The 26,850-nt window shown below is 57.4% G+C and carries 7 protein-coding genes; 6 read left to right on the top strand and 1 reads right to left on the bottom strand.

What is annotated here, in order from left to right; translation table 11 throughout:
• The 4 genes from BY454_RS15160 to BY454_RS15145 all read left to right on the top strand — a co-directional run.
• A partial coding sequence (locus BY454_RS15160) for an HlyD family type I secretion periplasmic adaptor subunit (RefSeq protein ID WP_146082724.1) occupies positions 1-1,378 on the top strand: 1,378 nt, incomplete at its 5' end.
• Positions 1,379-1,696: 318 nt separating this feature from the next.
• A complete protein-coding gene (locus BY454_RS15155; RefSeq protein ID WP_181049719.1) occupies positions 1,697-19,507 on the top strand; it encodes a leukotoxin LktA family filamentous adhesin in 17,811 nt (5,936 codons plus the stop codon).
• Positions 19,497-21,161, top strand: coding sequence for a ShlB/FhaC/HecB family hemolysin secretion/activation protein (locus tag BY454_RS15150; RefSeq protein ID WP_181049718.1), 1,665 nt, complete (start codon positions 19,497-19,499; stop codon positions 21,159-21,161). The genes BY454_RS15155 and BY454_RS15150 overlap by 11 nt, the downstream gene beginning before the upstream one ends.
• Before the next feature lie 33 nt (positions 21,162-21,194).
• A complete protein-coding gene (locus BY454_RS15145) occupies positions 21,195-21,956 on the top strand; it encodes a SapC family protein (protein ID WP_104417421.1) in 762 nt (253 codons plus the stop codon).
• A gap of 36 nt (positions 21,957-21,992) precedes the next feature.
• Here the strand turns inward: BY454_RS15145 and BY454_RS15140 are convergent, their stop codons facing one another.
• Positions 21,993-24,476, bottom strand: a complete 2,484-nt coding sequence (locus tag BY454_RS15140; protein WP_219820655.1) for a response regulator — start codon at positions 24,474-24,476, stop codon at positions 21,993-21,995.
• Between the two features lie 485 nt (positions 24,477-24,961).
• Between BY454_RS15140 and pncC the strand changes: the two genes are divergently transcribed.
• On the top strand, positions 24,962-25,462 hold the full coding sequence (gene pncC, locus BY454_RS15135) for a nicotinamide-nucleotide amidase (RefSeq protein ID WP_104417420.1): 501 nt from the start codon (positions 24,962-24,964) through the stop codon (positions 25,460-25,462).
• Positions 25,463-25,616: 154 nt separating this feature from the next.
• The gene (gene recA / locus BY454_RS15130) at positions 25,617-26,663 is read left to right on the top strand and encodes a recombinase RecA (RefSeq protein WP_104417425.1); all 1,047 of its coding nucleotides are present in this window, start codon (positions 25,617-25,619) and stop codon (positions 26,661-26,663) included.
• Positions 26,664-26,850 lie beyond the last annotated feature (187 nt).

Here is a 26,850-nt window from a genome sequence, read left to right as displayed (position 1 = left end):
CGCTGGAGGTCTTTATGGATCTCATCAAGCGAACACAGGATGCACCGCCAGGTGTTCATTAACCCGGCTGTTGCACTTGGAGTTGGAGACCGCCCCGCCTCATCCGATCCCCCGAGTTGTCTTGGGTATCCTTGTATTGCTCTTTGTATGCGGATTGCTGTGGGCAGCATTTGGGCGTTTGGATATTGTTGCTGTTGCACAAGGAAAACTTATTCCATCGACCTACGTAAAAATTGTTCAGCCTCCGGAGGCTGGGCTTATTCGCGAAATTCTCGTAAGAGAAGGAGAGAGAGTAAAAGCTGGTCAAACCTTAATGCGAATGGATACAACTACGGTAGATGCGGATTACAACTCGATTTTAGAGGAGCTAGAAAGATCAAAGTTAAACCTGCGAAGAATAGAAGCCGAACTGACAGGAGCTCATTTCGTAAAGGAGCCAGGGGATCCCAGTGCACTATTTGCTGAGGTTAGGCTCCAGTACGAATCGAACAAGGAGTCCCTAGCAAGTGCTGTTTCAGAACAGCAGGCGGCATTGGAACGTGCAGAGAAAGAGCTTGCACTTGCTGTTGAAACGAAAGACAAGCTGGAAAAAGTCTTACCTCTGTACAAGCAGGAAGAAGAGGCGTACCTGAAATTATCGGAAAGTGCTCACGTGGGCATGCTTGATGCCATTGATAAAACACGGAAGCGCATTGAAAAAGAGGAAGAATACCAAGCTCAGGACCTGATTATTGCCCGTGAGAAGGCGGCAATGGAGCAAACACAACGGAAGATACGCCAGTTGCTCAGCAAGAATGAGAGCCAGCTCAGGGAGCAGCGAGCGCAACTGGCTGAGAAAATTAATCGTCTCGAGGCAGAGCTGATAAAGCAAGAGCACCGCCGTTCATTGTTGGAGCTCAAAGCGCCACAGGATGGGGTTGTCAAAGATATGGCAACGCACACTGTCGGTACCGTAACCCAGCCAGGTACGATTCTGATGACTCTGGTTCCTCTGACCGACACATTGCGAGCAGAAGTATGGCTCCAGAATCAGGATGTTGGTTTCGTTCGTCCCGGTCAGGATGTAAAGCTGAAACTTACAGCTTTTCAGTTCCAAAAATATGGCATGGTTAATGGTAACGTTGAGCATGTTGCAGCAGATGCGCGGGACGCCGGTCAACAGCCTTCCGCTGAACAAGCAGCGAACAATGCAAATCCTTTGACCTATCGAACGTTGATTAGCTTGGATGACCAGAAACTGTTTACGGAAATGAAGTCGTATGATCTCTTTCCCGGAATGCAGGTTATGGCGGAAATAAAGCTTGGAGAACGCACTGTTCTTGAATATCTTTTGTCGCCTGTCCGCAAGGCTTTTCATCAAGCGGGTAGGGAACGCTGATATGGAATTATTATTGATGATTTAAGTTGTTGTTTTTTAATAAAAAAATATTGTTCCGAATTGTTCCTTGGTTTTGCCTGCACACCTATTAGGGTAAGTGGTCAGTAACAGTGTGTAAGCAGGTTTGGCCAGAAGCCCGGAGTGCTTTATGGCCAACATCCGTTATGGATGTCTACACCATAAGAACAATCTCGGAGGTTCTGCCCAATGCCGCTGGCCACTTCGCGCCCTTCCAATTCCGTTTCTGAACAAAGTTGCCTGAAGCAAGCAGCCCAACCAGCCAAGGTATTTCGTCGTCACCCGCTATCGGTGGCGGTCGTGTCTTTTCTTTCATCCCCAGCTATCGTCCTTGGCAATACCATCACCAAGGAAGGGTCGACGGATACTTCGGTTCAGGTCGATGGCAATGTCACCGATATCACCACGAGTACCGTCAAGGGCAACTCCGGGTTCAACTCTTTTGGTCGATTCGAGGTGGCTTCCGGGAACACGGTAAACCTGCACCTGCCATCCGGAACAGACAACCTGGTTAACCTTGTCCATAATGCCCAGGCACAAATCAACGGCACCCTGAATGGCATGAAGGGCGGCCGGATTGGCGGTAATATTATCTTCGCCGATCCCCATGGCTTCGTGGTCGGCGCAGCCGGCATAGTGAATGTTGGCAGTCTGGTTGTTACCACGCCAACCCCCGACGAAATGAGCCGAATCCTGGATAACCTGGACGATGCCGGCGTCAGTGGCATCGAAATGGATGAACACATCGGCCTGCTGATGCGGGGAGAGCTTGATCAGGCGGCAGACGCAGAAATCCTGATCCAGGGGCAGATCAACGCAAAAGGGGCGATAAGCCTCATCGGTGCATCCGTTGTTGTGGCAAACGGTGCCAGGCTTGAGGGGGGCGCTGATGATGCAGCTCTGGACGTTTTCAAGGCCTCCGTGAACGTCGAAGGAATGGCTACCGGCGATGACATTCAAGCCCGGGATGGCGTGATTTCCATCGTCTCAAGCGAGACTACGGAAGTCAGCGGCGAGCTGGTTGCGCTGATGGAGGATGACTCCGGCGTTTCTGTCAGTGTCGACAGTCAGGGCGCAACGAATATAGCAGGCACAATAGAAACGAAGGGCGGCGATGCGCATGTACGCTCAAATTCATCGGTCACACTGCACGAAGGCGGCCATATTGATACCCGTGTTGACGACAATGTCGAAGCTGGCGCGGGTGACGTTGAAATTGCAGTAAATGATAAGAAAGCGGCAACAGACAATTTAGCCTGGGATCCCGTCACCACCAATGCCGAAGTCAACCTGAATGGCCAGATAAACGCGGCGAACGTGAACGTCATGGCAGCGGCGGAATCGTCTGTGGGCCTGACCACAGATTACCTTGAGCAGCTTGCCGATGGAAACTTTGATTTGACCATCGGTGAGGTGAACACCCCATTGTCTGAATTGCCACTTGAATTGGCTTACATGGAAGCCAGGGCAAATGCCAGCATTCAGGTGGGTGGCACGGCACAAATCAACGCAACGGGCGACGTTACACTGGACAGCTGGTCCAGCCAGACCACAAAAAACCAGTCCTACAATCTGGGAGCCAGTAAATGGGCTTCTCTGGATCTCATCGCCGGTAAAGTCAGCGGTGGCAGTGTTGCCGAAATTGGCGATGGTGCCCGGCTTACCGCTGAGAACATAAACGTGGATGCGCGGCAGCAGTCCGAGCTGTCGGTGAATTCAATGATTCACAGTACGAACGAATCGGCCCGTATCGCCGCATCCATAGGTCTGGCCGATATCGAAAACCGGGCAGAAGTGGCGAGTGGAACAACCCTGAACCTTCAAAGTGGCAACCTGGCCGTGAATGCCCTGGCTCGCAACAGCCTCTCGGTTAAAGCCACAACCATGGCCGGGCAGGCGGGCAAGGCGGGTATTGCCGCCGGTTTGCTGTTTCCAGACATCTCCACCCGGGCTTTGTTGGGGGGATCGGTTACCGGTGCTGAAAACGTTGTTGTGAACGCAGACAGCTTCCTGGACACCATGGCTGCCAGAGCAACCAGCACAACCGGCAGTGGTGTGGTGCTAAAAACACTGCACAAGGTGACGGGTAATCGATACGACATGTTCACCAAGGCTATTGGTTCGATCAACACCTACGCAAAATCTGGGTTTTATGGCACCAATGGCATTGCCGACAAAAACACCACTGCGCCATCAGGCGGCAGCACCTCAACGCCAAAACTGGCCTCGGCGGTGGCTTTCACCCTCAGCAAGGTTGAAACCGAAGCAGGGGTAAGCGATGGCGCAAGCATCACCGCCACCGGCAACACCAGCGTTACTGCCCGCACTCACTATCAGTCCACACCCGATGCCTCGGAAAAAGTTGCTGGCATTGGCTTGCACAACACGGCTGCCTCCGGCGTTGAATCCACCGCAAAAGGTGAAGCCACGCAAGAGAACCCCACAGCAACGTATAGCCTGAGCGCGGCCATTGCCGCCGGCTGGTATGAGAATTCCGCAAGGGCTTGGGTCGGCAAAGAAGCCGAGATAAACACCGGCACCCTGAAAGTGGATGCCAATGTGCATGTACCCATGGCGATGACCTGGTGGAACCTGGGTAAGTGGGATGAGTTTTCCGCTGTCACCGACAACCTCCTCAACCTGTCTCAAAAAGCCAACATGAATGTTGGACTGCTGGGGCCGCAATTATTTACAAGCTACGCCAGTGCGACTGGCTCCGCGGAAAATCTGAATATTGCGGGGGCAGTTAACTATTTCGCCCAGCGAAATGACGCGCAAGCCTGGATTGATGAAGGCGCAAAGATCGCCACCGAAAATTCCGATCCGGACGGTTCCCTGTCAATCGCAAGGGCCAGCGAACTGACCCGCGAAATTACCGGGTCTCGACAATTGGAACTGGCGGATTCCCTGGATGTCCAGGCCCAAGGTCATGTGCACTCACTGAATGGCGCCGGAAACATCAATGCTCTTCTTACGGGCACCACAAGTAATAACGCCTCTGTCGGCCTGGGCTTCAGTTTTACCGACTTTTCCACCCACACCGAGGCGTGGATCGCTCCGGGTGCTGCTGTAACCAGCGCAAGTGGCGCGGCTATTAAGTCCTACAATAATGACTTAATCATCAACCTGACCCCCAGCTCAGGGGCCGGCAAGATGGGCTCCAGCGGCGGACCATTTGCCGTGAACGGCACATTCGCACTGACCCGGCTGGACAACCGCACTCACGCTAGCATCAGCAATCGGGCGGCACTCACACTTGACGGTGGTTTGAATCTGAACGCAGACCAGGACCTGATTGTATGGAGCACCGCCGGAGCGGTCAGTAACAGTACGGCTGGTGGAGTCGGTGTTGGCCTGGCACTTAACTGGATAGATACAAACACCCAGGCCTACATCGGAGACAATACCGGCCAACTGGACGATAACGGCACTGGCACAAGTGCCTGTGGCGCTGATGGCCAGCCCGAATGCCGGATTGTGGCGGCCTCGGCAGACGTTTCCGCGAAAACGGATGGCCGCCTGATGAGCCTGGGAGTGGCAGGTACCACAAGTGGAGGCAAAAAAAGCGGTACTGACGATGGTGGCGGAATAAAAGACAAACTGAAAAGCAGTGTCACCAAGGCAACAGACACCCTGCAAAACCGGCTACAGACACTGAAGAACCAGGGCCAGGCCAGTGACGGCTCGACGCTCAGCAGTTCAGGGAAATTACTGTCATCGTTTTCCGCCACCGAAAAGCTCAGCTCGCTGGTTGGCAATCTCGGCAGCATGCCAACGGGTGATTCCGGTACCGACGATGCGGCATACAAAGTCCGGGATCAGGTTGAAGGAGATTTCAAAGACAGCGACAACCTGGCGGGTGATGTCAAAGGTGAAGGAACGGCATCCCAGACTCAACAGGCAAAATTTGGTTTCAACCTCTCGGGCAGCGCAGCAGGAAACGTCTCACTGGGAGAAACCAGTGCCTATGTCGACGACAGCTCTGTTGAACTCATTGGAGGCCTTGATATCAGCGGTACCCGCAGAACCATTACGTTCGCTGGTGGTGGCGCTGCGGCCTGGCGTCGTGAAACCGCAGAGGATGCCGAGTTCGAAGCGGGCGCCGCTGGTGCCTTGGGCCTCAACGTCCTGGCTGACCGTGTAGATGCAAGGCTCACAGATTCCGTAGTTACCCAAACCAATGCCGCCGATGTGAATATTGAAGCGGCACGAGGTGGATTGTCGGGAGCCGTTGGCACTGGCACCACTATTGCTCAGGGGGCAGACGTAACCGTTACCCCCTCGGTGTCCATGACCATCGGGCTTAACGAAACCCGGGCACTGATCGACAACACTGAATTGACCAGTGCCGGGGCGGACTTAAATGTCAATGCGTATGATCACAACAACATCGCCACAGGCGGCGGCTCTCTCTACAAGGGCGGTAGCCGCGCCGGTATTGGTGGGGCCGTCAGCTTCAATTTGCTGGCCAACCAGACTCACGCAGAGGTTATTGATGGCTCTTATGAAGGCCTCAATAATCTGAACGTGAGCGCGGCCAGCCCCGCCCGGGTGCTTGGTGGTGCCGGAGTGGCAGGGCTTGGCTCGCAGGACCAGCAAGCAAACTTTGCTGGCGCTTTCGTTATCAATAACATCGCCAACACAACCAGCGCACGTGTCCAGAGCACAGTTGACGCTCCCCTTGACGTATCCCTGGCCGGGGATCTGTCTGTCACCTCCGGCGATGCCGAGAATCAGGCCCTGGCAACCAGATTGGGCGATCTGGGCAGTGCCGATGGCGACACCTTGTGGAATCTGACTGAAGGGTTCGATATTACTGGTGCCCAGCTACCCGATTTCAGCACTGTCAGCGTAGGCGACGCCGATCTGCAGAATGAAGAATACCTGGATGGCCTGGCCCGAGAACCCAACTTCCTTTCACCCACCACGGGTAAAAGTCTGGGCGGCTCAATTATTGGCGCAGCCGGCTTGCTGCAGCAGAATTCGGCGAAAATGAGCGCCGGCGCCACGGTCGTTTATAACGGTATTTATTCAAAACAGGCAGCCGAGTTGGAGAACGTTGAGGTCTCCACGCCCGGAGACGTCACCGTCAGGGCCGATAATGGTGCGCGTATTATGGCCTTGAGCGCCGGTCTCGGGGTTCAGGGTGGGTCAGGCAGCTTCAGCGGCATGGCGTCGACTGCGGTTAACGTGATAGCCAACCAGACCCGGGCAACGGTGGATGAAGCGGTCGTGTCAGACGGCGCGCAGGGTGCAACCAACGCCCTGAACGTGAACGCTGAAGATGGCCGCGAAATCTTCAGTGGCGCGGGTAATCTGGTTGTAAGCTCAAGCAAAACCACCCTCGCGGCTGGTGCCGGCATTAATGTGATTGAATCATCCGTGGCGGCAGAAGTTTTGTCCTCCGATATCAATACCAGAAGCCTGAATGTCACCTCGGATTCCGCAACAGGTGTGGCGTCACTGGCTGCCTCGGCGGGTAGCCTCAACCTTAACCTTGATCTGGGCAGCACGTACAGTCGCATTGTCGGAAGCCGCCTTATCGTTGAAGACGGCGAACTGAACCTGCTGGCAACCGACCGGTCGTCACTTTGGGGTGCAGCCGGCGCGGCGGCGTTTGGCAAAGAAGGTGGCTCGCTGGGCCTCGCCGCATCCGTTAACGTTACCAGGCATGACACGGCAGCCGAACTTCTTGACTCTGATATGCAAACTACAGGCTCTGATGTCAGTGTCGAAGCCCTGCGCCAGGGCTTTGCGGTTAGTGCTGCTGCGGCTGGTGCGGGAACCAGCGGTGTGGCCGGCGGTATATCCGCTGCGGTCAACGTGATTGGCTCTGATGTAGAAGCCTGGGTTTCCGGCATTAGTGGCGGTTCTAACAGTGCTGCGGTGGTGAATTCCCTCGAAGTGCGTGCGCAAGACTCAGCCGATGCCTGGTCGCTCGGGGGTGCCGCCGGTGTTAGTTCGGGGAGTATTGGAGCTGGCGGTGCCGTGACCCTGGGCTGGTCCGATGCAAGCGTGCGCTCCCGGGTCATCGACAGCCAGTTGGATATTAACGATCGCCTGGACGTTTCCGCCCAAAGCAGTGGCCTTGTCAGTTCCCTGGGTGTCGCTGCCGCCGGTGGTTCCGGGCTGGCGCTTGGTGGGGTCCTGTCTGCCAACGCCATTAACAACCATGTGGAAGCAGGCATATCCCGCACATCCCAGGAGAACCTGGCCACGGTGATTGATGTTGATGCACGAGATACCTCGGCCATCTGGTCGGTCGGTGTCGGTGGCAGTGTTGCTTCCACCGCGAGTGGCGGCATCGTGGCCTCGGGCAATGGCATCGGTACTGACGTACTCGCCTACGTTGAGGGCGATGGCACCGCGTCGGCCTCTGTACTCAAGGGGCATGATCTCAAGGTCAATGCCGAGTCCGATACCGATATCAATAGCCTGGTGGTGTCAGGCGCCGCCGCCGGCACCTTTGCCGCAGCCGGTTCTCTGGTGGTGAATGCTCTGGATGGCTCCACCATCGCGGATATTCGCAATGGCGCGGACGTACGCATGTTGGATGACCTGCTGATCACCGCGCTGGGCAGCCAGCAGGTCCGGGCTTTCGCTGGTGCGGGTGCCTTCTCGCTGGGATTCGGCGCAGCCGGTATCGCCGGGGCCGTGAATGTGCTGCTGGATGAAGTTAAAGCACAGGTTCGCGGCGACAACACACGAGTGCTTGCCCTGGGCCGTGACAACGATGACGGCCAGCAAGTGGCATCGGGTGCACTTGAACAGAACTTCGCCGCTGACAGTGCGCTTGAAAACGTGGCAAGGGACGAATCCGCCGGAGAGGAAGACCGCAGCTTCGAAGCCCAGCAGGAAGCCTTGGCCGACCAACTCAGCAACTTCCGCCCTGAAAAAAGCATGAAGACTGTGAACGGCCTGGCGGTAAACGCCATGTCGGTTCAGCAAGCACATACTGCCGGCGGTACCGTCAGTGCCTCGCTGGACCCGACCGCCATCCTGAAATTGATTGGTGGCGTGCTCGGTTCCGCCCCAACCGGCGGTGCCAGCCTGGTGGCAACGTTCCTGGGTAGTGGGTCTGGTGTGGCCATCAACGCGGCGGTAAACGTGCTGGGCGGACAAACACTGGCCAGTATCGACAATGTCGGCGTTAACGAAACGTCCCTGATTAATGAACAGGGCGAGTCATTGACGGCGGGAGATGGCCAGTCACTCAACCTGAATGCGGCCAGCCACCAGACCGTCGGCTCACTGGCATTCGCGGGAAGCCTGGGCTCGGCTGCTGGAACGGCCGGAGCCACATCGGTCACCGTGGCAGACCGCGAAACCCGTGCGAGCCTGGCCAATACCGATGTTGAAGTTGAGGGTGATATCAATGTCGACGCCCGCGCCAGCGAAGCCGTGGGCAGCATGGCCGCCGGTTTTGGTGGCGCTTTGTTGGGGCTGGGCCTTGGCGGTAGCGCTGTTGTGAATGTGCTGGACTCGAAAGTAATCGCAGAAACTTACGGTGCCACGCTTCACTCGGAAAACCTTGCGGTTCTGGCCCGGCATGAAGCCAATGTCGGAAGCTCTGTCGGCGTGCTTTCCGGCGGCGCACTGGCCGCTGCCGCCGTGCCGGTGGCAACCACCGTTTCATCCGGAACAACAGAAGCGTTGCTGGGCGCTGCTGGAGCCAATACCACAACCGAAGTAAATGACACAATCAGCCTGGACGCCGTCAGCGTTGTTCAGCAATCCGACATCGTTGCGGGCATGGCCGCAAGCGGGTCCGTGGGCGGTGCCGGTGCCGTATCCGTTCGGGTATTGGAAGATGTTACTCGTGCGCGCATGCTGAACACCAATATGAGCTGGTGGTCCGATGTGGAAATCGATGCCATCAGCCGTATCAACATAGGCAGTTATGTCGGCTCCGCCGGCCTGGGTGTGGCGGCGGCAGGTGGCATGTCCGTCAACACCAATATACTGAGAACCACCACGCAGGCAGAAATTCTCGACAGCGAGGTCAAGACCAACGGGTTGCGTTTGAATGCTGACGTAGTCCGGTCGATGGATCTGATGACACTTGGCCTGGCCGGCAGCTCGGGAGGCGGTGCCATCGCCGGTAGCGTCGGCATGGCCCTGATTGGGGGCGTCGATACCGGCAGCTCGCAAAGCGGCATGAAAACCGCCTGGGACAGCACCAGTTCTTTGCGCAACAGCGCCATTGAGCTGGCGGACGAATCCCGTGAAAAAGCCGACCGGGGAACGGAAACCACCGCTACCGAAACCAGAGCCGACACGGTTGGAGCAACCATCAAAGGCGGCATAACCCGGGCGACCAATAATGCGGTTGTCGATATCGATGCGCGTGAAAGCACCGACGTGACGAATCTGTCCGGCGGCGTTGGCATTGGCACCACCTATCTGGGTGCTGGCGGCGGGCTTGCCTACACCCGCTCGGCCGCAGAAGTAAAGGCGCAGATAGACCAGGACAGCTTTGAGGCCCGAAGCCTTTTCATGGATACCCGCTCGACCGGTGTGCGTGAAGCAGAAGCTTTTGCCGGTTCTGCCGGCCCGGTAGCCCTGGGGGCAGCGGTTGCCGATAGCCAGTCAGCAAACACCCTGACATCCTCGGTCAGCGGAGACATCGTTGTTGATCGTACATTGTCCATGAGCACCCGGGACGATTCTGACATCCGGGCACTGGGGTACGGTGCCAATGCCGGTGTCGGTGCTGCAGGCGTTGTCACGGCGTTTGCCGAAAGAGACAGCACAGTTACCACCGAAGTTGCTGACAACTCGGTGGTTGGAGAAGACAAAAACCCGGGTAATCTGCAGCTTAACGCTTCAACGACAGGCGACGTGAGCTCGGAAGCCTGGGGCGCCACAGCTGGCATTGTTGCAACCGGTAATGCCGCCGTGGCGGAGTCCCGGGATCAGGCTAGCGTTCATGCCAGCATCGGCGACAACGTCGAGTTGATTGCAGCGGATGCCGATATCAATGCGTTTACCCATGGCCTTAACGAGGCCCGGGCCATGGGGGCATCGGCCAGCCTCGGGGCCAGCCTGGGCGCATCGGTTGCCCGCGCCATTAGCCAGCAGGATGTTTCGGCATCAACCGGCGATAACGTACAGCTGGATTCCGGCAATGATTTGTCTGTCACCGCTGAACGCCGGAGCCTTACCGACGAAGGCGATGTGCGGGCCAGGGCCTGGGGCGGGACCGGTGGCCTGCTATTGGGTGTGGATGCTTCGGTGGCAGAGGTTAAGCAGGCAAGCACGGTAACAGCCGAAACCGGCACGGGCCTGTCGATGAAGGGTGGCAGCAACCTGAATATGCTGGCGGCCAACTCTGCCTCTGGTCTGTCCGATGCCAGCAGCATCACGATTGGCGGGATTGCGGCTGCCGGTACAGCCATCTCCCATATTGATGACACCACAACAACGAAAGCCTTGCTGGGGGCAAATGCAACGCTTGGGCACTGGGAATCCGGCACGGCGAGCCTTGGCGTCGGGGCCGTGGATATTGCCGCAACATCCAGCCCTCTCAACCGCGCCCATGCCATGGCCGGCAGTGGTGGTGTTGTTGCAGGCCATGTCGTCAACACCAACACCCTGACCAATAACACGGTCAAAGCGGCCATTGGCGAGGGAAGCCGTATACTCGCGCAAAAAGTGAACGTGTCGAGTGAGTACAATCCTGGTTATGGAAGCTTTGCCGAAAGTGTCGGAGCCGGGGCGCTTCAGGCCAGCGGCGCGATCAGCGAAGACCAGGTTCGGGGGCAAAACGAAGCGGTAATCGGTGCCAATGCGGAAATACTGACCCTTGAGCATCAGCATTACACGGCAGCGGTCGATATCACCAGTGACCATGGTGACGACAATCACCAGGGAACATCGGTTCTCGCGGGCGCCGGTGGCGTGGCATCGGGGAACGCAGCCCAGCATTCAACGTCCATCACGCTGGATAATGACGTGCGGGTTGGTGGCAACGCCACCCTGAGAACCGGTATTGCTTCCAGCAATCCCGCCAGTGCCTATCTGGCGCTGGATGCCTACACGGTCACCGACATACTGGACAATCTGACGCTGGCAACCGGCGGTGCCATTGCCGTCAGCCGTGTTGCCAATAAGTTCGATGCCATGTTCCGCAATGACGTAACCGTCAAGTCGGATGCCAGCCTGGAATCCAACGGGGACTTTTCCGCAAGTACCTACCTGAGTGCGGCTGTCGAAGCAGACGCCTCTGGTCGCCTGTCAGGGGGTGTCGGTTCCTCCGATGCATACACCAGCGTATCTCTGACCGACGACCAGAGCATCGACATCCAGTCTGGCGCTTCCATCTTTGGCAATCGTCATATCAGGCTCACGGCGGGCAGCAACCGGCAGGGTGTGGAATACAACAGTGCTTATCTGAAATCAACGGCCAACAGCTACACCAGTGGCGTCCTGACCCTTGGGGATGCGGATGCGGATGTCACTCGCACGGTCAATCAGGCGGTTACCGTACAGGACTCCGCCAGTATCAACGCCGCCCGGGATGTGCGAATGGGTGGCTATGCAGGCTTCGATGGCCTGATCAGTAACGGCTTTTCCGAAGCCAAGCAGTTGGGATTTATCCCCATCAAAGGGGGTAACGATACCCGCACCAACACCGCCAGTGCAGACATTACGGTCAATGGCGACGTAGTAGCAGGTCGCTTCAACACGCTGGATCTGCGGATTGCGGAATCTGGCGATATCACTATTAACGGCATGGCCCTCAATGAGGTGACGTCAAGGGATGTGGCTATCCCTTTGATCCAGCAATTAAGAATCAATCCCCGGGAGAAAGTGGAGAATGATATTGACGACCAGGAGTTGCTGGATCTTCTGGTTCAGTACGTCGCCGATCGAGAGGTTGCCGCCATCAAACTGGATGGCCTGTTTGCTGCGGGCGGCAATGTCACAATCAATGCCGACAGTATTCAGGGCGACGGTAAAATTGAGGCTCGCGGTAATCCGAAAATTCATGTAACCAACGACAGCGACCAATACCTGGTGCTCGGGACGTCTCTGATTCCGGCCGATCTTGGCGGCGAAGTGCATTACACCGGGGCTACCAGTGCTCATGGCGGCGTCAATGTACAGACAGCCGGTGCCGATAACAGCTCGGAAATACGAATCCAGAACACCTATAACCAGCGTCTGGGCGACGATAAAACGGGCCCTTCTCTCTTCCAGGTCGGGGATGTGATCAATCCGGGTGGTCTGGTCAACATGACAGTGGCCAATGGTGCCTACATCCAGGTGGGCAGCATCCGTGGCCAACAGGTGCTGATTGAGGTGCCCAACGGGCCATTCATCTCCTACTCTCCGGACAGATACTGGTCGCCAGGCCAGGGCCCTCGCGAGATCTGGGCATCGGCCTACGAACTGACCGAGGATGTCGGCGAGGCGGTGATGTATGTCGTCAACGCCGAGTACGACTTTAATCCTGATTATAACAATGGTGACCGGATAGTGCAGAACAACCTGCCACTGTTGTTTCAGGATCCCGATGATGGGGATTTGGACGGCCAAACCATGGTCGTTTTCGGAGGTTGTCGGCCCGCTTCCCCAAATGGAGATGCTCTTTGCACAGAGGACAAAGCTGGTGAGTTTGGCACCGGTTGGTATACCAGTGGGTTCAAAGGTGTCGAAATAGGCAGCATTCCCCTGATTCCCTACCTTTCACTAAGCACCAGCATAGAAGATTTTGGCGACATAGAGCATCCAAGAGTCTCCGGTATCAATGCTGGCGAAGCCGTGGGGATCGTGGCCAAGGAAATCGACCTGAATGGCATTATTGAATCCGGTCGAGAGCTTTATCACTGGATGGAATTTAACGGCGACGGGGCTCTGGAAAGCTGGCTGGAGCGTAAACGGGCCGAGGAAGGTGGTCAAGGCGTTGTGGAGATTCCCCAAATCGCAACCTGGACTGCCGAGGTAGTGCGTGAAGAAGAGCGCAGCTATTGGCAAGAGCAGCCGGAAGCCTTTAAGGCCGCATACATTCGCGGGATTTCATCTCTCTCATCGTTCGTGGACCAGGACGGTCTGTTGTTGAAAGTCGCTCCGGAAATCGGGCTTGATGATTTAAATATTGATGAAAACGGCCTCGCGGATTTCATTACGTCCTATTATGGCGGTGGAATGGTTGATGTTCCTCGCCACATATTTGACAGCACCGGCATGCAGAGTGACCTGAAGCTTGAGTATTCAGCGCACGATCACACTCTGTATGTGAGCCGGTATGAGGATGAGTATTTTGTCGAGCGTGCCCAGGAACCCTGGGAGAGTTTGCTGGATTGGAACAAATTCCTGGAATGGGAAGAATCCGCTTCAGGTACAGGCACGGGGCTGACCGGTTTGCCCGACACCTACACCCATACCTGGACGGAAACGGAACACCGGAGGGCCAATCTCTGGTCCGGTTACACTCAGGATAATACCCCGCGTGTTGATCTGGCGACCGGTACGATTCACCTGGAAGAAATTAACGCGACCGGCGGCGGTTATGTATACCTGCGCGGCGACATTCTGAATACTTACAAGTCTGCCTCAAAGATCAACGTCAATACCGGCTTCGGTCAGGTGGATATCAACAACAAAAGCTCACTGGATCTGGTCGTGGACCGGATTGACACCGGCCGGGGCAGCGAAGGCGTTGTCAAAATTGCGGACACCCTGCGAGACCGCACAACCTGGTTCCGCTACAATACCGATGAAGGCCTGACACGTCTGGTGGCTGACGGAGTGAATACAGACATTGTCGACGCCGGAAATGCTGTCAGCCTGAGCGGTCGGTCCACCGACTACCAGCCCCTGGAAGGTTTGCGATACAGCTGGACAGAAACCGCCCATTTCCAGCGAGAATTCGAACCCGCCAATTCCAGTGAATATGTGACCGACTGGCGCTGGGTTGGTGGTGACAAACCCGATTACAGCTTCAGCAAAACCATTGAAGTGGACAAGAGCAAGGGCGACACCGCATTCGTGCAGGAAATCGTCGGCGATTTCCGGGACTTTGATTATTCCACCATTCATTATAACGGTTGTGGAGACAGCCGAGGCTCTGACTGTAACTTTGATTTTAATGCATCCTATTACGACAACGGCGAATCCGAGTGGGAGGCGTTGTGGCGCTATAAATTCCCAGTCACCGGCTCTATCCAGTACAGGAGTTCGGTAAAGGCGGATTATCCGGTTGGCATTAATTTCCGGGGCGCGCTGGAAGGCGACATAACCGTGAAAAGCGGCGGCAACCTCCAGTTGCAGGGTGACGTACTGAACCAAACCGGAGCGGTAACCCTCGAATCCGGAGAAGCTATTGATAATCCACGTGACGGTGTCATCCGGGCCGATTCTTTGAAAATGATCGCCAAAAACGGCGGCATCGGGGCCAGTGATAAAGCCGTACAGCTGGGCCTTGGGCGCAATGGTGCACTGCATGTTGAGGCAACAGACACCGTCAACCTGTCACTTGATGGCGGTGCCCGGCTGAACCTCCTGGACGCCAGCCCGGAGGGAGACGTGCTCGTTCGGGCAGCTGGCTCCCTTGAAGGTGGTCACCGCTCGACCGATGTGCGGGGGCGGAACATTGACCTGCGAGTAGACTCTGGCCGGATAGGCCACCTGGGCATTGAAGCGCATGAAGACGTGCTTGCTGATGGCCGGGTGCTGGGTGGCCGCGTGAACCTGCAAGCAACGGATGGCATCAGCATCACCGAAAGAGCCGGGGATCTCTGGGTTGAGAAGATTGACGCAGGCCTGGGGGATGTCTCGGTCACAGTCACCAATGGCGGGTTACAGGATGCAAACCAGCGAACCGCACAGTCCACCCTCAGTGAGGAGCAGATTCAGGCGGTATGGAGCCGCCTGAAACTCACCGACGGCTATGGCGCCGAAAACTTTGTTCGCAACAACACCATACCCGCCTTTGAACATGGCGTGGAGCAGAACTACCACCAGTACTGGCAGTTGCTCTCCATGGGGAACGTCAGCAATGGCCAGTTCCAGCTGAAAGCGGACAGCCTGGAGCGTTATCGCATGATGGCGAAGGCTCGGGGAGAAACAGATTTAACCGATGAGGTACTGGCCAGTGCCGCTGCCGAGCGCTATCAGGTGATTACCGGTCAGCTGGAAGACACCCTCGGCGGTGGTTGGGCCAGTGACCAGGCGTTTAATCAATACAATCCGGGTTTTCAGTACAGCGCGAGCCAGTCGCAGATAGACCGGTTGATGCGTGAGGCGGTGTGGACCGAAGCCGAACTACGCCATGCCGTATCCGAGGCCGCACTGGAGCCTGCGGGCAGTGCGCCGGTAGGGCGAACCGACCCCACTATCCAGGGCAACCATCTGGATCTGGACATTGCCCGGGAGGTCGGTCATCTGGACGAACCGGTAACGATTGATTACCAGAGCCTGTTGAATGGCAACATTACAGATAATCAGGCCGGCGCCCTGGCGCTCGCTTTTGCACCGGGCGATGTATCCATATTGAGGGATGAACAGGGCAACCCCGAGGCGTTGAATGTGCTGCAGACCGCCCCGCTGTTCACCCAGAGTACAGGGATTGTCCGCATAAACGCGGGCGATGATCTGTTTGTACAAGCGAACGACACGCTGGAGTACAGCACCATTCACGCCGGAGGCAGCGCACGCCTTGCGGCCCAAGACAGTATCCTGCAGCAGGCCGGTGCGGACCACGGTATACAGACAAACGGTGATTTGAGCCTGGTGGCCGGTGATGGTGATCTGGGTCGGCCGGCCGATCAAATACCGCTGAATCTGGACGTGGGCGGCTCCCTGCTGGGCAGTTCCGCCGGCGGTGGCATTGCTCTGAACTGGATGTCCGGCGACTTTGAAATTGGCCGGGTGTTCGCCGAAAACGATGTCTACCTGCAAGCCTCCAGTGGCGCACTGTATAGCAACCTTGCGGATGGCACCCATGTTACCGGCGATAACATTACCCTTCGCGCGCACGGCAATCTTGGCCTGAGCGGGCAGGCACTGAACTTCGAAGTGCAAGGCAATGATGGAACGCTGAACGCCCGCAGTGATAACGGCCGTGCCTGGTTGTCGACAGAGAGCGACGTTGCCGTCGACTCGGTTTATGCCCTTCAAGGCCTGGAACTGGCCGTGGGAGGCCGACTGGATCTTGGCGAGCTTACAACACCGAACGGAGAGCTTCGCTTACAGGTGGCGGGCCTTATCGGTGCTGATACAGGCGCGGGAGTCCACATCGACGCTCCGAACACAACCAAAGACTCCTTCATCGAAGCCGGCGGCTCCATGGGCGACGCAGATGCTGCGCTTAAAGCAAACCTCGGCGCATTGAGTGAATTGGTTTCGCTGGGCGGTGGCGTGCATCTCGATCTGGCTTCCGCTTTGTCGACAGACACACTCAGCGCCTACGCCGGTCCGGTGATGATAACTGGCAACCAGAACCTGTCTGTCGGCACCCTCTCTGTCGGTATCCACTCTCTCGGCACCACGCAAGCAGCGGGGCAGTCAGGCTACTTTGAAGCCCTGGTCGCCGGGCTGACCATGGGTGCCGCCGATATTGCCGGTTACGCCGATGTGGAAAGTTCCGGCAGCATCAGTCTGGGCGACAGCACGGTTGGCGATCATGTGCAACTTGTTGCTGACGGGTCTCTGGCGTTCACCGAGTTGGCCGCCGGTGATAATGCCAGCCTGCAAGCATCCGGCGATATCACAGGCGCCGGTATTACCGCCGACAATCTCACCATCAACGCGGGCGGCTCAATTGCCTCGGCAGCATCCCTGCTGCGCTATACCTTTAACGAAGGTGCCGGTGAGCTGACAGGCTCCGCCAAGGCAGGCGGTGCCTGGTTGCAATCCGCCTCAACCACACAGTTGAATAGCTTCACTACCGGCGGTGATTTCAGGTTACAACTAACCGGCACGGATAACCCGTCGCTGGATATTAAAAACCATGTGACCGCCGGTGAAGGCCTTCATATTGAGGCGGCAGGCGACATTGCCTTGAACCGGATAGAAACCGGCTCCGGCATCTTCCAACTGCTCAGCGGTGGCGCCATTCAGGGTTACGACTCAAGCGAAGCCCACATCATGGCGGCAGCTTCGGTCTCGGGCTCCCGCATCCGGGCGGCGTCCGATATCGGTGAGTCCGACGTGCCATTGCGGGTATCGCTGGGGCAAATGGACGCGGTGGAATCCGATCACGGCTCAATCTGGCTGCATCAGCTGGATGGCTGGTCCGTTGGCCGGTTGATGGCAACCAATGGCGACACTCGCATTGCCGGTGACGGCCGCCTTGAGGCGGAAAACGTCAACACCGGGCACTTTGATGTCCGCGTTGATGAAATAGACATTGGCCAGGCAACGGCCTATGGCGATGCCTACCTCGAATCCTCTGAAGGTGACTTGGCCATTCGCGGCTTGCGAGCCTCGGGCAAAGCGGATCTGGAATCTGCGGCAACTGTCTCTTTCGGTCACCCGGAGCAGGACGATGTGCCGTTAACGCCCGCCGACCTTGAGATCGGAACCGCGCTGAACGTCAGGGCGGAAGAAGATATCCGGGGCGGCAACGCCACCTCTGGTGACACCATGGAACTGGTCGCCGGCCAGGAACTCATCTTTGGCCAGCTCGAATCACTGGGGCTGGACCTGCTTCTGGAAGCCGGCACCGATATCACTGGCGCACGCGCCATTGCAGCCCGGGATCTGGGTATTGTCGCCGGAGGCCGCCTGAAGGTGGACGACACCCAATACGGCGGCTCCCTGTCGCTCAGGGCGGGGCGGGATCTCACCATCGGCACCGGCGAAGACATCGTGTTAACCGGTGCCATCGAGGCCGGGCGGGATATTACCGTCACCTCTGGTGAAGCCATCAACATGGAATCACTCCGCGCCGGGCGGGACGTTTATCTCGAGGCCGACGGTGATATCAACATTGAAAAATTCCTGTCCGCCGGTGCCGATGTTGACAGTGAGTACGACATCTACGACACCGGCAACCTGACCCTGCTGTCCACCGGCAATGTCGTCGTGGGGGAAGACGTTCTGGCCAATGGCACCATGGACATCCAGGTTGACGGCGACCTACGGGTGGCCGGAGAAATGACTGCTCTTGACCGTATCAATGCCGCTACCGGCGAGAATCTGAAAGTCGCGGGCGGCATACAATCCCGAGCCAGCTCGGTCTGGTTGGATACCGGTGCCAGCCTGGTCACACCCGAACTGCTGGCCGGCGCCTGGATGGATGTAACCACTGGAGGTAGCGAACTGGCGCTTGACCGGGCGCTTGCCAACGAAGAGGTGAATATCCGGGTTGGTACCGCCGACGGCAGGAACTACGCCTCTGATGGTTCACTGGCCATCAATGAGCTGGCCGGCGACTGGATCCAGCTCGACAGCGGCAACAGCGTCTCAATAGACCAGGCCAGAAGCCGGTCCGCGCTGGAAATCGCATCCGCCTACATCAACATCGGCCAGCTTGATCACACCGGCACCGGTTCCCTGGACTTCAATGCAAAAGGCCGGGTGGCAGAGCCAGCGGAACAGCTGACCGCCATCATCAACGCAGATGCTGTAGAAAGTGAGCTGTACCGAGTCAGAGACACCCGGCTGGCGGTCTCTGGCGAACAGGTTCGGTTTGATCAGGCCGAGTACATAGATCGCTTTGACATGCAAACACCCTCTGCCCATTTGCTGGCAGACAACGTGAACCCGGTATACGCCGGCGTCAACGTGCAACTGCGCGAGCAGGACAAAGCCTTCTGGTTCGACCAAACCAACACCGTTACGCAAACCAATGCGTTTGTACTGCACCGTGATCACACCCACCAGGTCATGGTTCCGAACTACATGGAAGATCACGAGAGTGAAGGCGGCGTTATGTACGGCGGCAGTTCCGCGGCCCGCTATGCCGACCGAACCCAGCAGTGGATGAACGCCCCGGTTGATCTGCCTCTGGCCGCCCGGAGCCGTATGCCGATGCCCGGATATGACCTGGCCGCCTTTCTGGAATTTGGCCTGAGTGTGAATCTGCGTGACTGGGAAACGATGATGGAGAACGGCGTAATGGTCGGCTCAACCGGCGTGGATGGAGCGGACAATGAAATTTGATATCCGCACGGTTTGCATGGGTTGTCTTCTAGTGCCCGTGGCCTTCTTCGCGCCGGCCCAGGCCCAGACACTGCCTCCGGAATTACAGCAGCGCCCCCAGGTGTTTGACCCGAACCTGGACCGCGAACGCTCCAGACAACTTCAGGAAGAAGACGAAGAGCGCTCCCGGGCAAACCGCATTGAAGTGCCGGCACTCAATGCTGACCAGCCAGACCCGGAGCTGTTACCGGAGGGCGACCAGCGCTTCACACTCAAGAGCATCCGTTTTAACGCCTCCAGTTTCCTGTCGGACGAGTGGCTGCAATCCGTTGCCGGCCAGTATGTAGGCAGGGAAATTGGCTTTGAGGATCTGAATGAGCTGCTGCTGGAGATCAACCGGGAATATCGTGAACGCAAGCTACTGACGGCCCGTGCCATTATCCCGCCCCAGCAGATCCGCAATGGTGAATTGCGCGTGGTACTGGTAGAAGCAAAAATCGACGGAGTGGAATGGGTCAATAAGCCGGAACGGGTCAGTGAGCGGTTCTATCGCTCGCGCCTGCCCGAATTGCAAACCGGCTCCGTGCTACAAACCAACCGCCTGCTGGACGCCCTTCAGCGGCTGAATGCCACCACCCCAGGCCCCATGCTGTCAGCGGACCTGAAAGCGGGTGACGAGTTCGGAACAACCCGCGTACTGCTGGACCCTGTTGAACCCGGGCGAATAAACGCACAATTGCTGGCTAATAACTACGGCAGCGAAAGCTCCGGTGAGTGGCAGTACGGCAGTGTGGGCGAATGGAATTCCCCACTGGGGTGGGGCGATTCCCTGAGCTGGGCCGCGATCGCCACCGAGGGCACCGTATACGGCGATCTTGAATACCGGGTACCGGTCAACCGCTACAACGGGGGTATCTATGCAGGTTACAGCCGAAATAACCTGGAAGTCATCAACGGCCCCTATACCGACCTCGGCATTGAAGGGGAGTCGCAGGTGTGGCGCCTGGGGTTCAACCAGCCCTGGTGGCTGGATGCCGCATGGATGCTGGAAGGCGGATTTGAATATAACAGCTCGCAATCAGAAACCACCTTCGAAGGTGACATACCGCTGTCGGAAACCGAAGTTGACCGCATGCAGGCCTCCCTGGCCGTTCAGTTCCGGCAGGCGCCCTGGTATGTCAGGTACGTTCAAAACGTTGTGTTCGCCGACACCACCAACCTGATCACCGGCGATGAAGGCGATTACCAAACCTTCAAGGGTAATCTCTATTCACAACGCAGCGTGGGCGAAACCGTGCGGCTTGTCATCAAAAGCCGCTGGCAGTACGCGCTGGAAGACCAGACCCTGCCATCCACGTTGCTCTTTCAGCTCGGGGGGCCAAGCAGCGTACGCGGCTACGTCTCGGGTGTTGTGTCAGCACCCCATGGCATAGACGCCAGCCTGGAAACCCATTGGCAATTCACGCCGGGCTGGGAAACCTCTCTGCTGATTGATGCAGGTTATGCAGACGACGAAAACCTCCTGGAAGACACACTGGCCAGTGTCGGTCTGGGCCTCCAATACCGGTGGAATAAAAGGCTGACGGTAAACACAGTGTACTCCGCGGCAATGACGGACGTGGTGCCCGACCAGGACAGCGGCCAGCTTCTGTTTCAGACAACCTGGAAATTCTAAAGCTCGAACAAACAAGACGAAGGAGACCAGCGCATGAGCGCCCAGATTTTCTACAACAACATCACCCTGTTGAATCGCGACGCGCACAAGAACCTGAAACTGCAACGCAGAAGCGATTTCGCCTTTGCCCGAAAAACCCACCTGGTGCCGCTCGCCCTGCAGGAATTTCACCAGGCCGCCCGAGACTACCCGATATTGTTTGTTGGTGAAGGCGAGGCGCAAACTCCGGTAGCCCTGCTGGGGCTGAAGCCTGAAACCAACAGTTTTGTGGATGAACAGGGCGACTGGGTAACCGGCACCTACGTACCGGCCTTTGTGCGCCGCTACCCCTTCGTGCTGGCGGATACCGAAAACGACAATTTCTCGGTGTGTTTTGATGCCGATTACGACGGCTGGAGCGAAGAAGAGGGCGAGCCCCTGTTCGATGAAGAGGGCAAGAACACGGACTACCTGCAGGAGGTTATCCAGTTCCTGCAAAGTTTCACGGTCGAAATGCGTCGCACCCAGGCTTTTGTCGATCGCATGAAAGAACTGAAGTTGATGGAGAAAAAACGGCTGGATTTGCGTCACCCCAGTGGTGAGCAGTTCAGCATCAATGATTTCTATGGTATCGACGAAAAGGCATTCCTTGAGTTGGACGACGCAGACATACTGGCCCTGCACAAGGAAGGCTTCCTGGGGGCGATCTACGCGCATCTGATTTCTCTGGGCAGCTCCAACAGCCTGTTTGACCGACACATCAAACTACAGGCTGAAACCCAAAAGCACCCCGAACCAGAGCCCGAACTGCACTGATTGCTCCAGGATTTCCCCAACATCCCTGAGCGCCTCCTAGTGGGCGCTCAGGAGAGCCTGTAACCGCTTCTGCAACTGCTCCACCTCCCGTGCGTGGGCCGACTTTGGAAACTGCTCCCTCACAAAATCCGCCGTCTTGCTCACCACGCCCCAGCGCGGCCGCTTTGGCAGGGAATCCTCCGAAAGATAACGATCCAGCGTTCGGGTTTTGCGCACAGAGCCATCCAGCGTAACGGTCCAGAGGCCGCTTTGCTCCGCAAGATCGGCCCGGGGCTGGCCGGTTTCAAGTTCCCAGGTTTGCACGCACTTCTCCAGCAGCCGGACCAGCAGCGAGCGGGGGCTTTCGTTTGCCTGTGCCGGGGCTTGCGCCTGTTTCCGGCGGGACTCCTGCAACTCCCAGCGCATCTGCTCGTTTTCGTTAATGGTCAGTTGGGCCCGCACCCGGGCCAGCATTTCCTGGCGGTAGAATGGCTTGGCCAGGTAATCGTTCGCACCGGCGTTGAAGCCCTCCAGCACATCCTCCGGCCTGGTCCTGGCGGTCACCATAATCACCGGCAGGGTGCTGGGGTCGTGGTCTTCACGCAGATGCTGGCACACTTCCAGGCCGCTCATGCCGGGCATCATCACATCCAGTAAAACCAGTTGTGGCGGTGCCTTGGCAACTGCGGCCAGCGCCTCCGGGCCATTGGCAGCCCGGTCAACGGCATAGCCCGCCTGGGTCAGTTGTTGCTGCAGCACCATGGCGGAAGTGTCGTCGTCATCCACCACCAGAACGCGGGCGGTTGAATCCGCTGAGACAGTAGGCTTCGTGGACGAAGGCGAGGACACAAGGCAGTCAGCGCCGATTTCCGAGCCTTGAATGACGTTCTCCCGTGATGTCCGGCGCAGGCGATCCTGGCCAGCCACAGGCTCGTGGCTCACGGGCAGGGAAAAAGACGCCAACAGCCCGCCGGTTTGTGCCGGACGCAGGGTCAGGTCGGAACCATGGGCCAGCAGAATCTGCCGACTGATCGCCAGGCCCAGGCCCACGCCCCCGTGGCCGTCCAGAGAGGAATCCTGCCCCTGCTCGTAGGGCTTCATCATGCGGCTGAGCTCGTCTTGCGGAATACCAATGCCGTCGTCTTCCACGCGAAAGCACAATGCCTCACCGGTTTGCTCCACCGCCAGGGTAATTGTGCCTTCATCCGTAAACTTGATGGCATTGCTAATCAGGTTGAAAAGCACCTGGTACAGCCGGTCGCTGTCCGCCATCACCGGTGGTAAACCGTTGGGCAGTTGGGTAACTAGGCGCACCGGGCGCTGGCCAATCAGTGGATGGCAGGTGGTGACCACCTCTTCCATAACCGGGGCAACCGCCACGGGCTCGGGCCGGATGTCCAGCGCATCATTGCGAATTTTCGTGAACGCCAGAATGTCCTCCACCAAACGCGCGAGCCGGTGGCCGCTGTGCATGATCAGGTCAATGGTTTTACGCTGTGCCGGGTTATCCCGGGGCAGGGTGTCGGCCAGCCCGACAATGGCGTGCAGCGGTGTTTTCAGCTCATGGGAGGTGTTGGCGAGGAATTCGTCCTTCAGCCGGTCGGCCCTGCGCAAGTCCGCTTCCAGCGACTGGGTGCGCTCAAAGGCACGGGCGTAACGGCGGGCCAGGGTAATGGCGTGCAGGCCAATGGCCGCCAGTAAACCAAAACCGACAATAATGTCGCGAATACCGGATTCGTTCATCCAGTAAATCTGAATGGTGGCCGTGGCCGCAATCACTGCGCTGGCCAGCAAGATCAATGACGATTCCGGGTGCTTGTTCAACCAGGCCCGAACCACTCCCGCCAGGGCCAGAACCAGCGTGGCCACCACAAAATATAGCAACCAGCCAATGGTAAGGCTGCGCGGCATGCCGGGGAAAAACACCGCCACCACACCATAAATCACCAGCGTGAGCACCACCCAACGGGTCCAGCGCATGGGAATATAACGGGGGAACAGCGTGGACAGAAACAGCAGGTAGGTAACGCCGGAAGCCAGCGCGGTAAAGCCATCCAGGGGCCGGGCAACAGAAAGCGGTACATGCCACCCGTAATAACTCAGCAACTGCCCGGAGAGCAGGGTTTGCAGCGCCCAGGCCCCGACAGACAGCGAAAAGAGCAGATAAGTGTACTCCCGGCGAATAAAAAACAGCGCAAGCTGTGACAGGGCAATCAACAGAAAGCCTCCCGTCAGGACGCTGTTGGTGATCAACTCAGTGGCGAGGCTCTGTTTGATCTCATTAGGCGCGCCTAGCATGGGCACTTTCGGAAAGCCGGCATTTCGGGAGTGGTAGTTGCTCACATGGAACACCAGCTCCACCCGCTCATCGGCGGTATCCAGAATCACCTGCCGCTCGCCGTAATCCTCCCGGGTGGCGGTCTCTGATTTGCCCGGCGTGCCCACCTGGGCGGCCAGTTCGCCATTCACAAACAACCGGTAGGCCGAATACACCATGGGAATGCGCAACACCAAGCGCTCGGAGGTTTCCGGTAAAGCCAACACCTTCCGGTACGTGGCAAAGCCTGTTGGTGGTAGTGGTTTACCTTCAGCGATGAGCTGAGTCCAGCTGCCCGGCAGCGCCAGCTGAGTGGTCAGAGGTTCATGTGAAATAGGCTTCTGCCCAGTGGGTACGAACGCCCGCCAATAAAACTCCCAACCCTGATTTAATGAATAGCGATGATTTTTCTCTTCGCACGCCACCGTGCCTGCCAGCATCAAGGTAGAAAGTAAAATGGCGATGATGGCAGTTGTGGGAAAGCGGCTTTGGCTGTTTGGTGGCTGATTCACTATCTGTTTCTCCCTGTACCTCATGCCCTACCGGCGTTGGCCGGAAAGCTGGTACTTTACGTATAGTGGCAATTCGAAACGGAACGGAAACTTCCCGACATTAAACGAACGGATTCGGGGAGTTTCGGACAAAAGGTGTGATTGTAGGAGAACAGAAAGCCCAATGGAACGGAACGAAGCTTGGTTAAGGGGAAAGGATGAAGGCAACGGATGAACAGCTGCAGTTGGCAGGCAACCACTTGGCGGAACTTATAGAGCAACAAGGTCTTACCCTCGCCACCGCCGAAAGCTGCACCGGCGGCTGGGTGGCCAAGGTGCTGACTGACCGGGCCGGTTCCTCCGCCTACATGATGGCGGGCCTGGTAACCTACAGCAACGAAGCCAAACAGATGATCCTCGGTGTGGATCCCCAAGTGCTCGGCGAGCACGGTGCCGTGAGCGAACCAGTGGTTCGGCAGATGGTCGCGGGTGCAATCCGCGCAACCGGAGCGGATGTCGCGGTGGCTATCAGTGGCGTTGCCGGGCCAGGTGGGGGCAGCGAAGAAAAGCCGGTTGGCACGGTCTGGTTTGCCTGGGGCAGCGGGCCGGGGCATATGAAAACCAGCCTCCAGCATTTCGAGGGTGACCGGGAGGCCGTGCGCCGGCAGGCGGTTTTGTATGCCTTGCAGGGAGTTACCCGCTTTCTCGAACCCCTTTGATTTTTTCACGCCTGCAGGGGGTTGGTCTCTGTGAGCGCTTGTGTTTTAATACTGTTCAAATATACAGGAAAAGTGCTGTACAGGTTCAGCGCTTTGAGGTTTCAGCTGCTGGCAACCGGGATGTACCAGTAGCCAGTTAACGAGGGTTTGGATGATGGAAGACAATCGCAAGAAAGCACTAAGCGCAGCACTCGGGCAGATTGAGCGCCAGTTTGGCAAAGGCGCCGTCATGAAAATGGGCGACCAGCCCCGTGAAGCCATTCCAGCGGTTTCCACCGGCTCGCTGGGCCTGGACGTGGCGCTGGGGATTGGTGGTCTTCCGTACGGCCGTATCTGTGAGATTTACGGGCCTGAGAGTTCCGGTAAAACCACGCTGACCCTGCAAGTCATCGCTGAAGCTCAAAAAGCCGGAAAAACCTGCGCGTTTGTCGATGCCGAGCACGCACTGGATCCGGTTTACGCGGAAAAGCTGGGCGTTAATGTGGACGAGCTGCTGGTTTCCCAGCCGGACACCGGTGAGCAGGCGCTGGAAATCGCTGACATGCTGGTTCGCTCCAACGCGGTTGACGTGATTATCGTCGACTCCGTGGCCGCTTTGACCCCGAAAGCGGAAATCGAAGGTGAAATGGGCGACAGCCACGTGGGCTTGCAGGCCCGCCTGATGTCCCAGGCGCTGCGTAAGCTGACCAGTAACGTCAAGCACGCCAACTGCCTGATGGTGTTCATCAACCAGATCCGTATGAAGATCGGTGTAATGTTTGGCTCGCCGGAAACCACTACCGGTGGTAACGCGCTGAAGTTCTATTCCTCCGTTCGCCTGGACATCCGCCGCATTGGCGCGGTGAAAGACGGCGACGAGGTGACCGGTAACGAAACCCGCGTGAAGGTTGTGAAGAACAAGGTGTCACCACCGTTCAAGCAGGCCGAGTTCCAGATCATGTACGGCAAGGGCATTTACCATATGGCCGAAGTGCTGGACATGGGCGTGAAGGAAGGCTTTGTTGATAAGGCTGGCGCCTGGTACGCCTACAAGGGCGACAAGATCGGTCAGGGTAAGGCGAATGCCGCCAAGTTCCTGGAAGAGAACCCGGAAATTGCCAACGAAATCGAAACCAATATCCGCGAGAAGCTGATGCCCAAGCCGGTACCGAAGGAAAAGCAGGAAGCTGAGCCGGCTGATGCCAACGGAGAACTGCTTTAACCTTTCTTGTCCGGGACGGCGTATTGGTAATCTAGAGGGCCGGGCAGCCGTGGCCTTTCCGGGAATTTCGAAGGCCATGGATGGCCTGAGATAAGCGCACATGGATGATGGGATGAACACCTCTTGTTGAGATCGGCGTCAAGGCGCCACTATTGGATTAGGTGCAATAGCAAACAACAAGAGGTGT

It is taken from the genome of Marinobacter persicus, assembly GCF_002934325.1.
GTDB classification, from domain to species: domain Bacteria; phylum Pseudomonadota; class Gammaproteobacteria; order Pseudomonadales; family Oleiphilaceae; genus Marinobacter; species Marinobacter persicus_A.
Note: the sequence above shows the minus strand (reverse complement) of the source record. Positions and strands in the feature narration are given on the sequence as shown.

Bases quoted from the DNA above. Each gene is read 5' to 3' on its own strand.
- BY454_RS15150 (WP_181049718.1), top strand. From the start codon at position 19,497: ATGAAATTTGATATCCGCACGGTTTGCATGGGTTGTCTTCTAGTGCCC.
- BY454_RS15145 (WP_104417421.1), top strand. From the start codon at position 21,195: ATGAGCGCCCAGATTTTCTACAACAACATCACCCTGTTGAATCGCGAC.
- pncC (WP_104417420.1), top strand. From the start codon at position 24,962: ATGAAGGCAACGGATGAACAGCTGCAGTTGGCAGGCAACCACTTGGCG.
- recA (WP_104417425.1), top strand. From the start codon at position 25,617: ATGGAAGACAATCGCAAGAAAGCACTAAGCGCAGCACTCGGGCAGATT.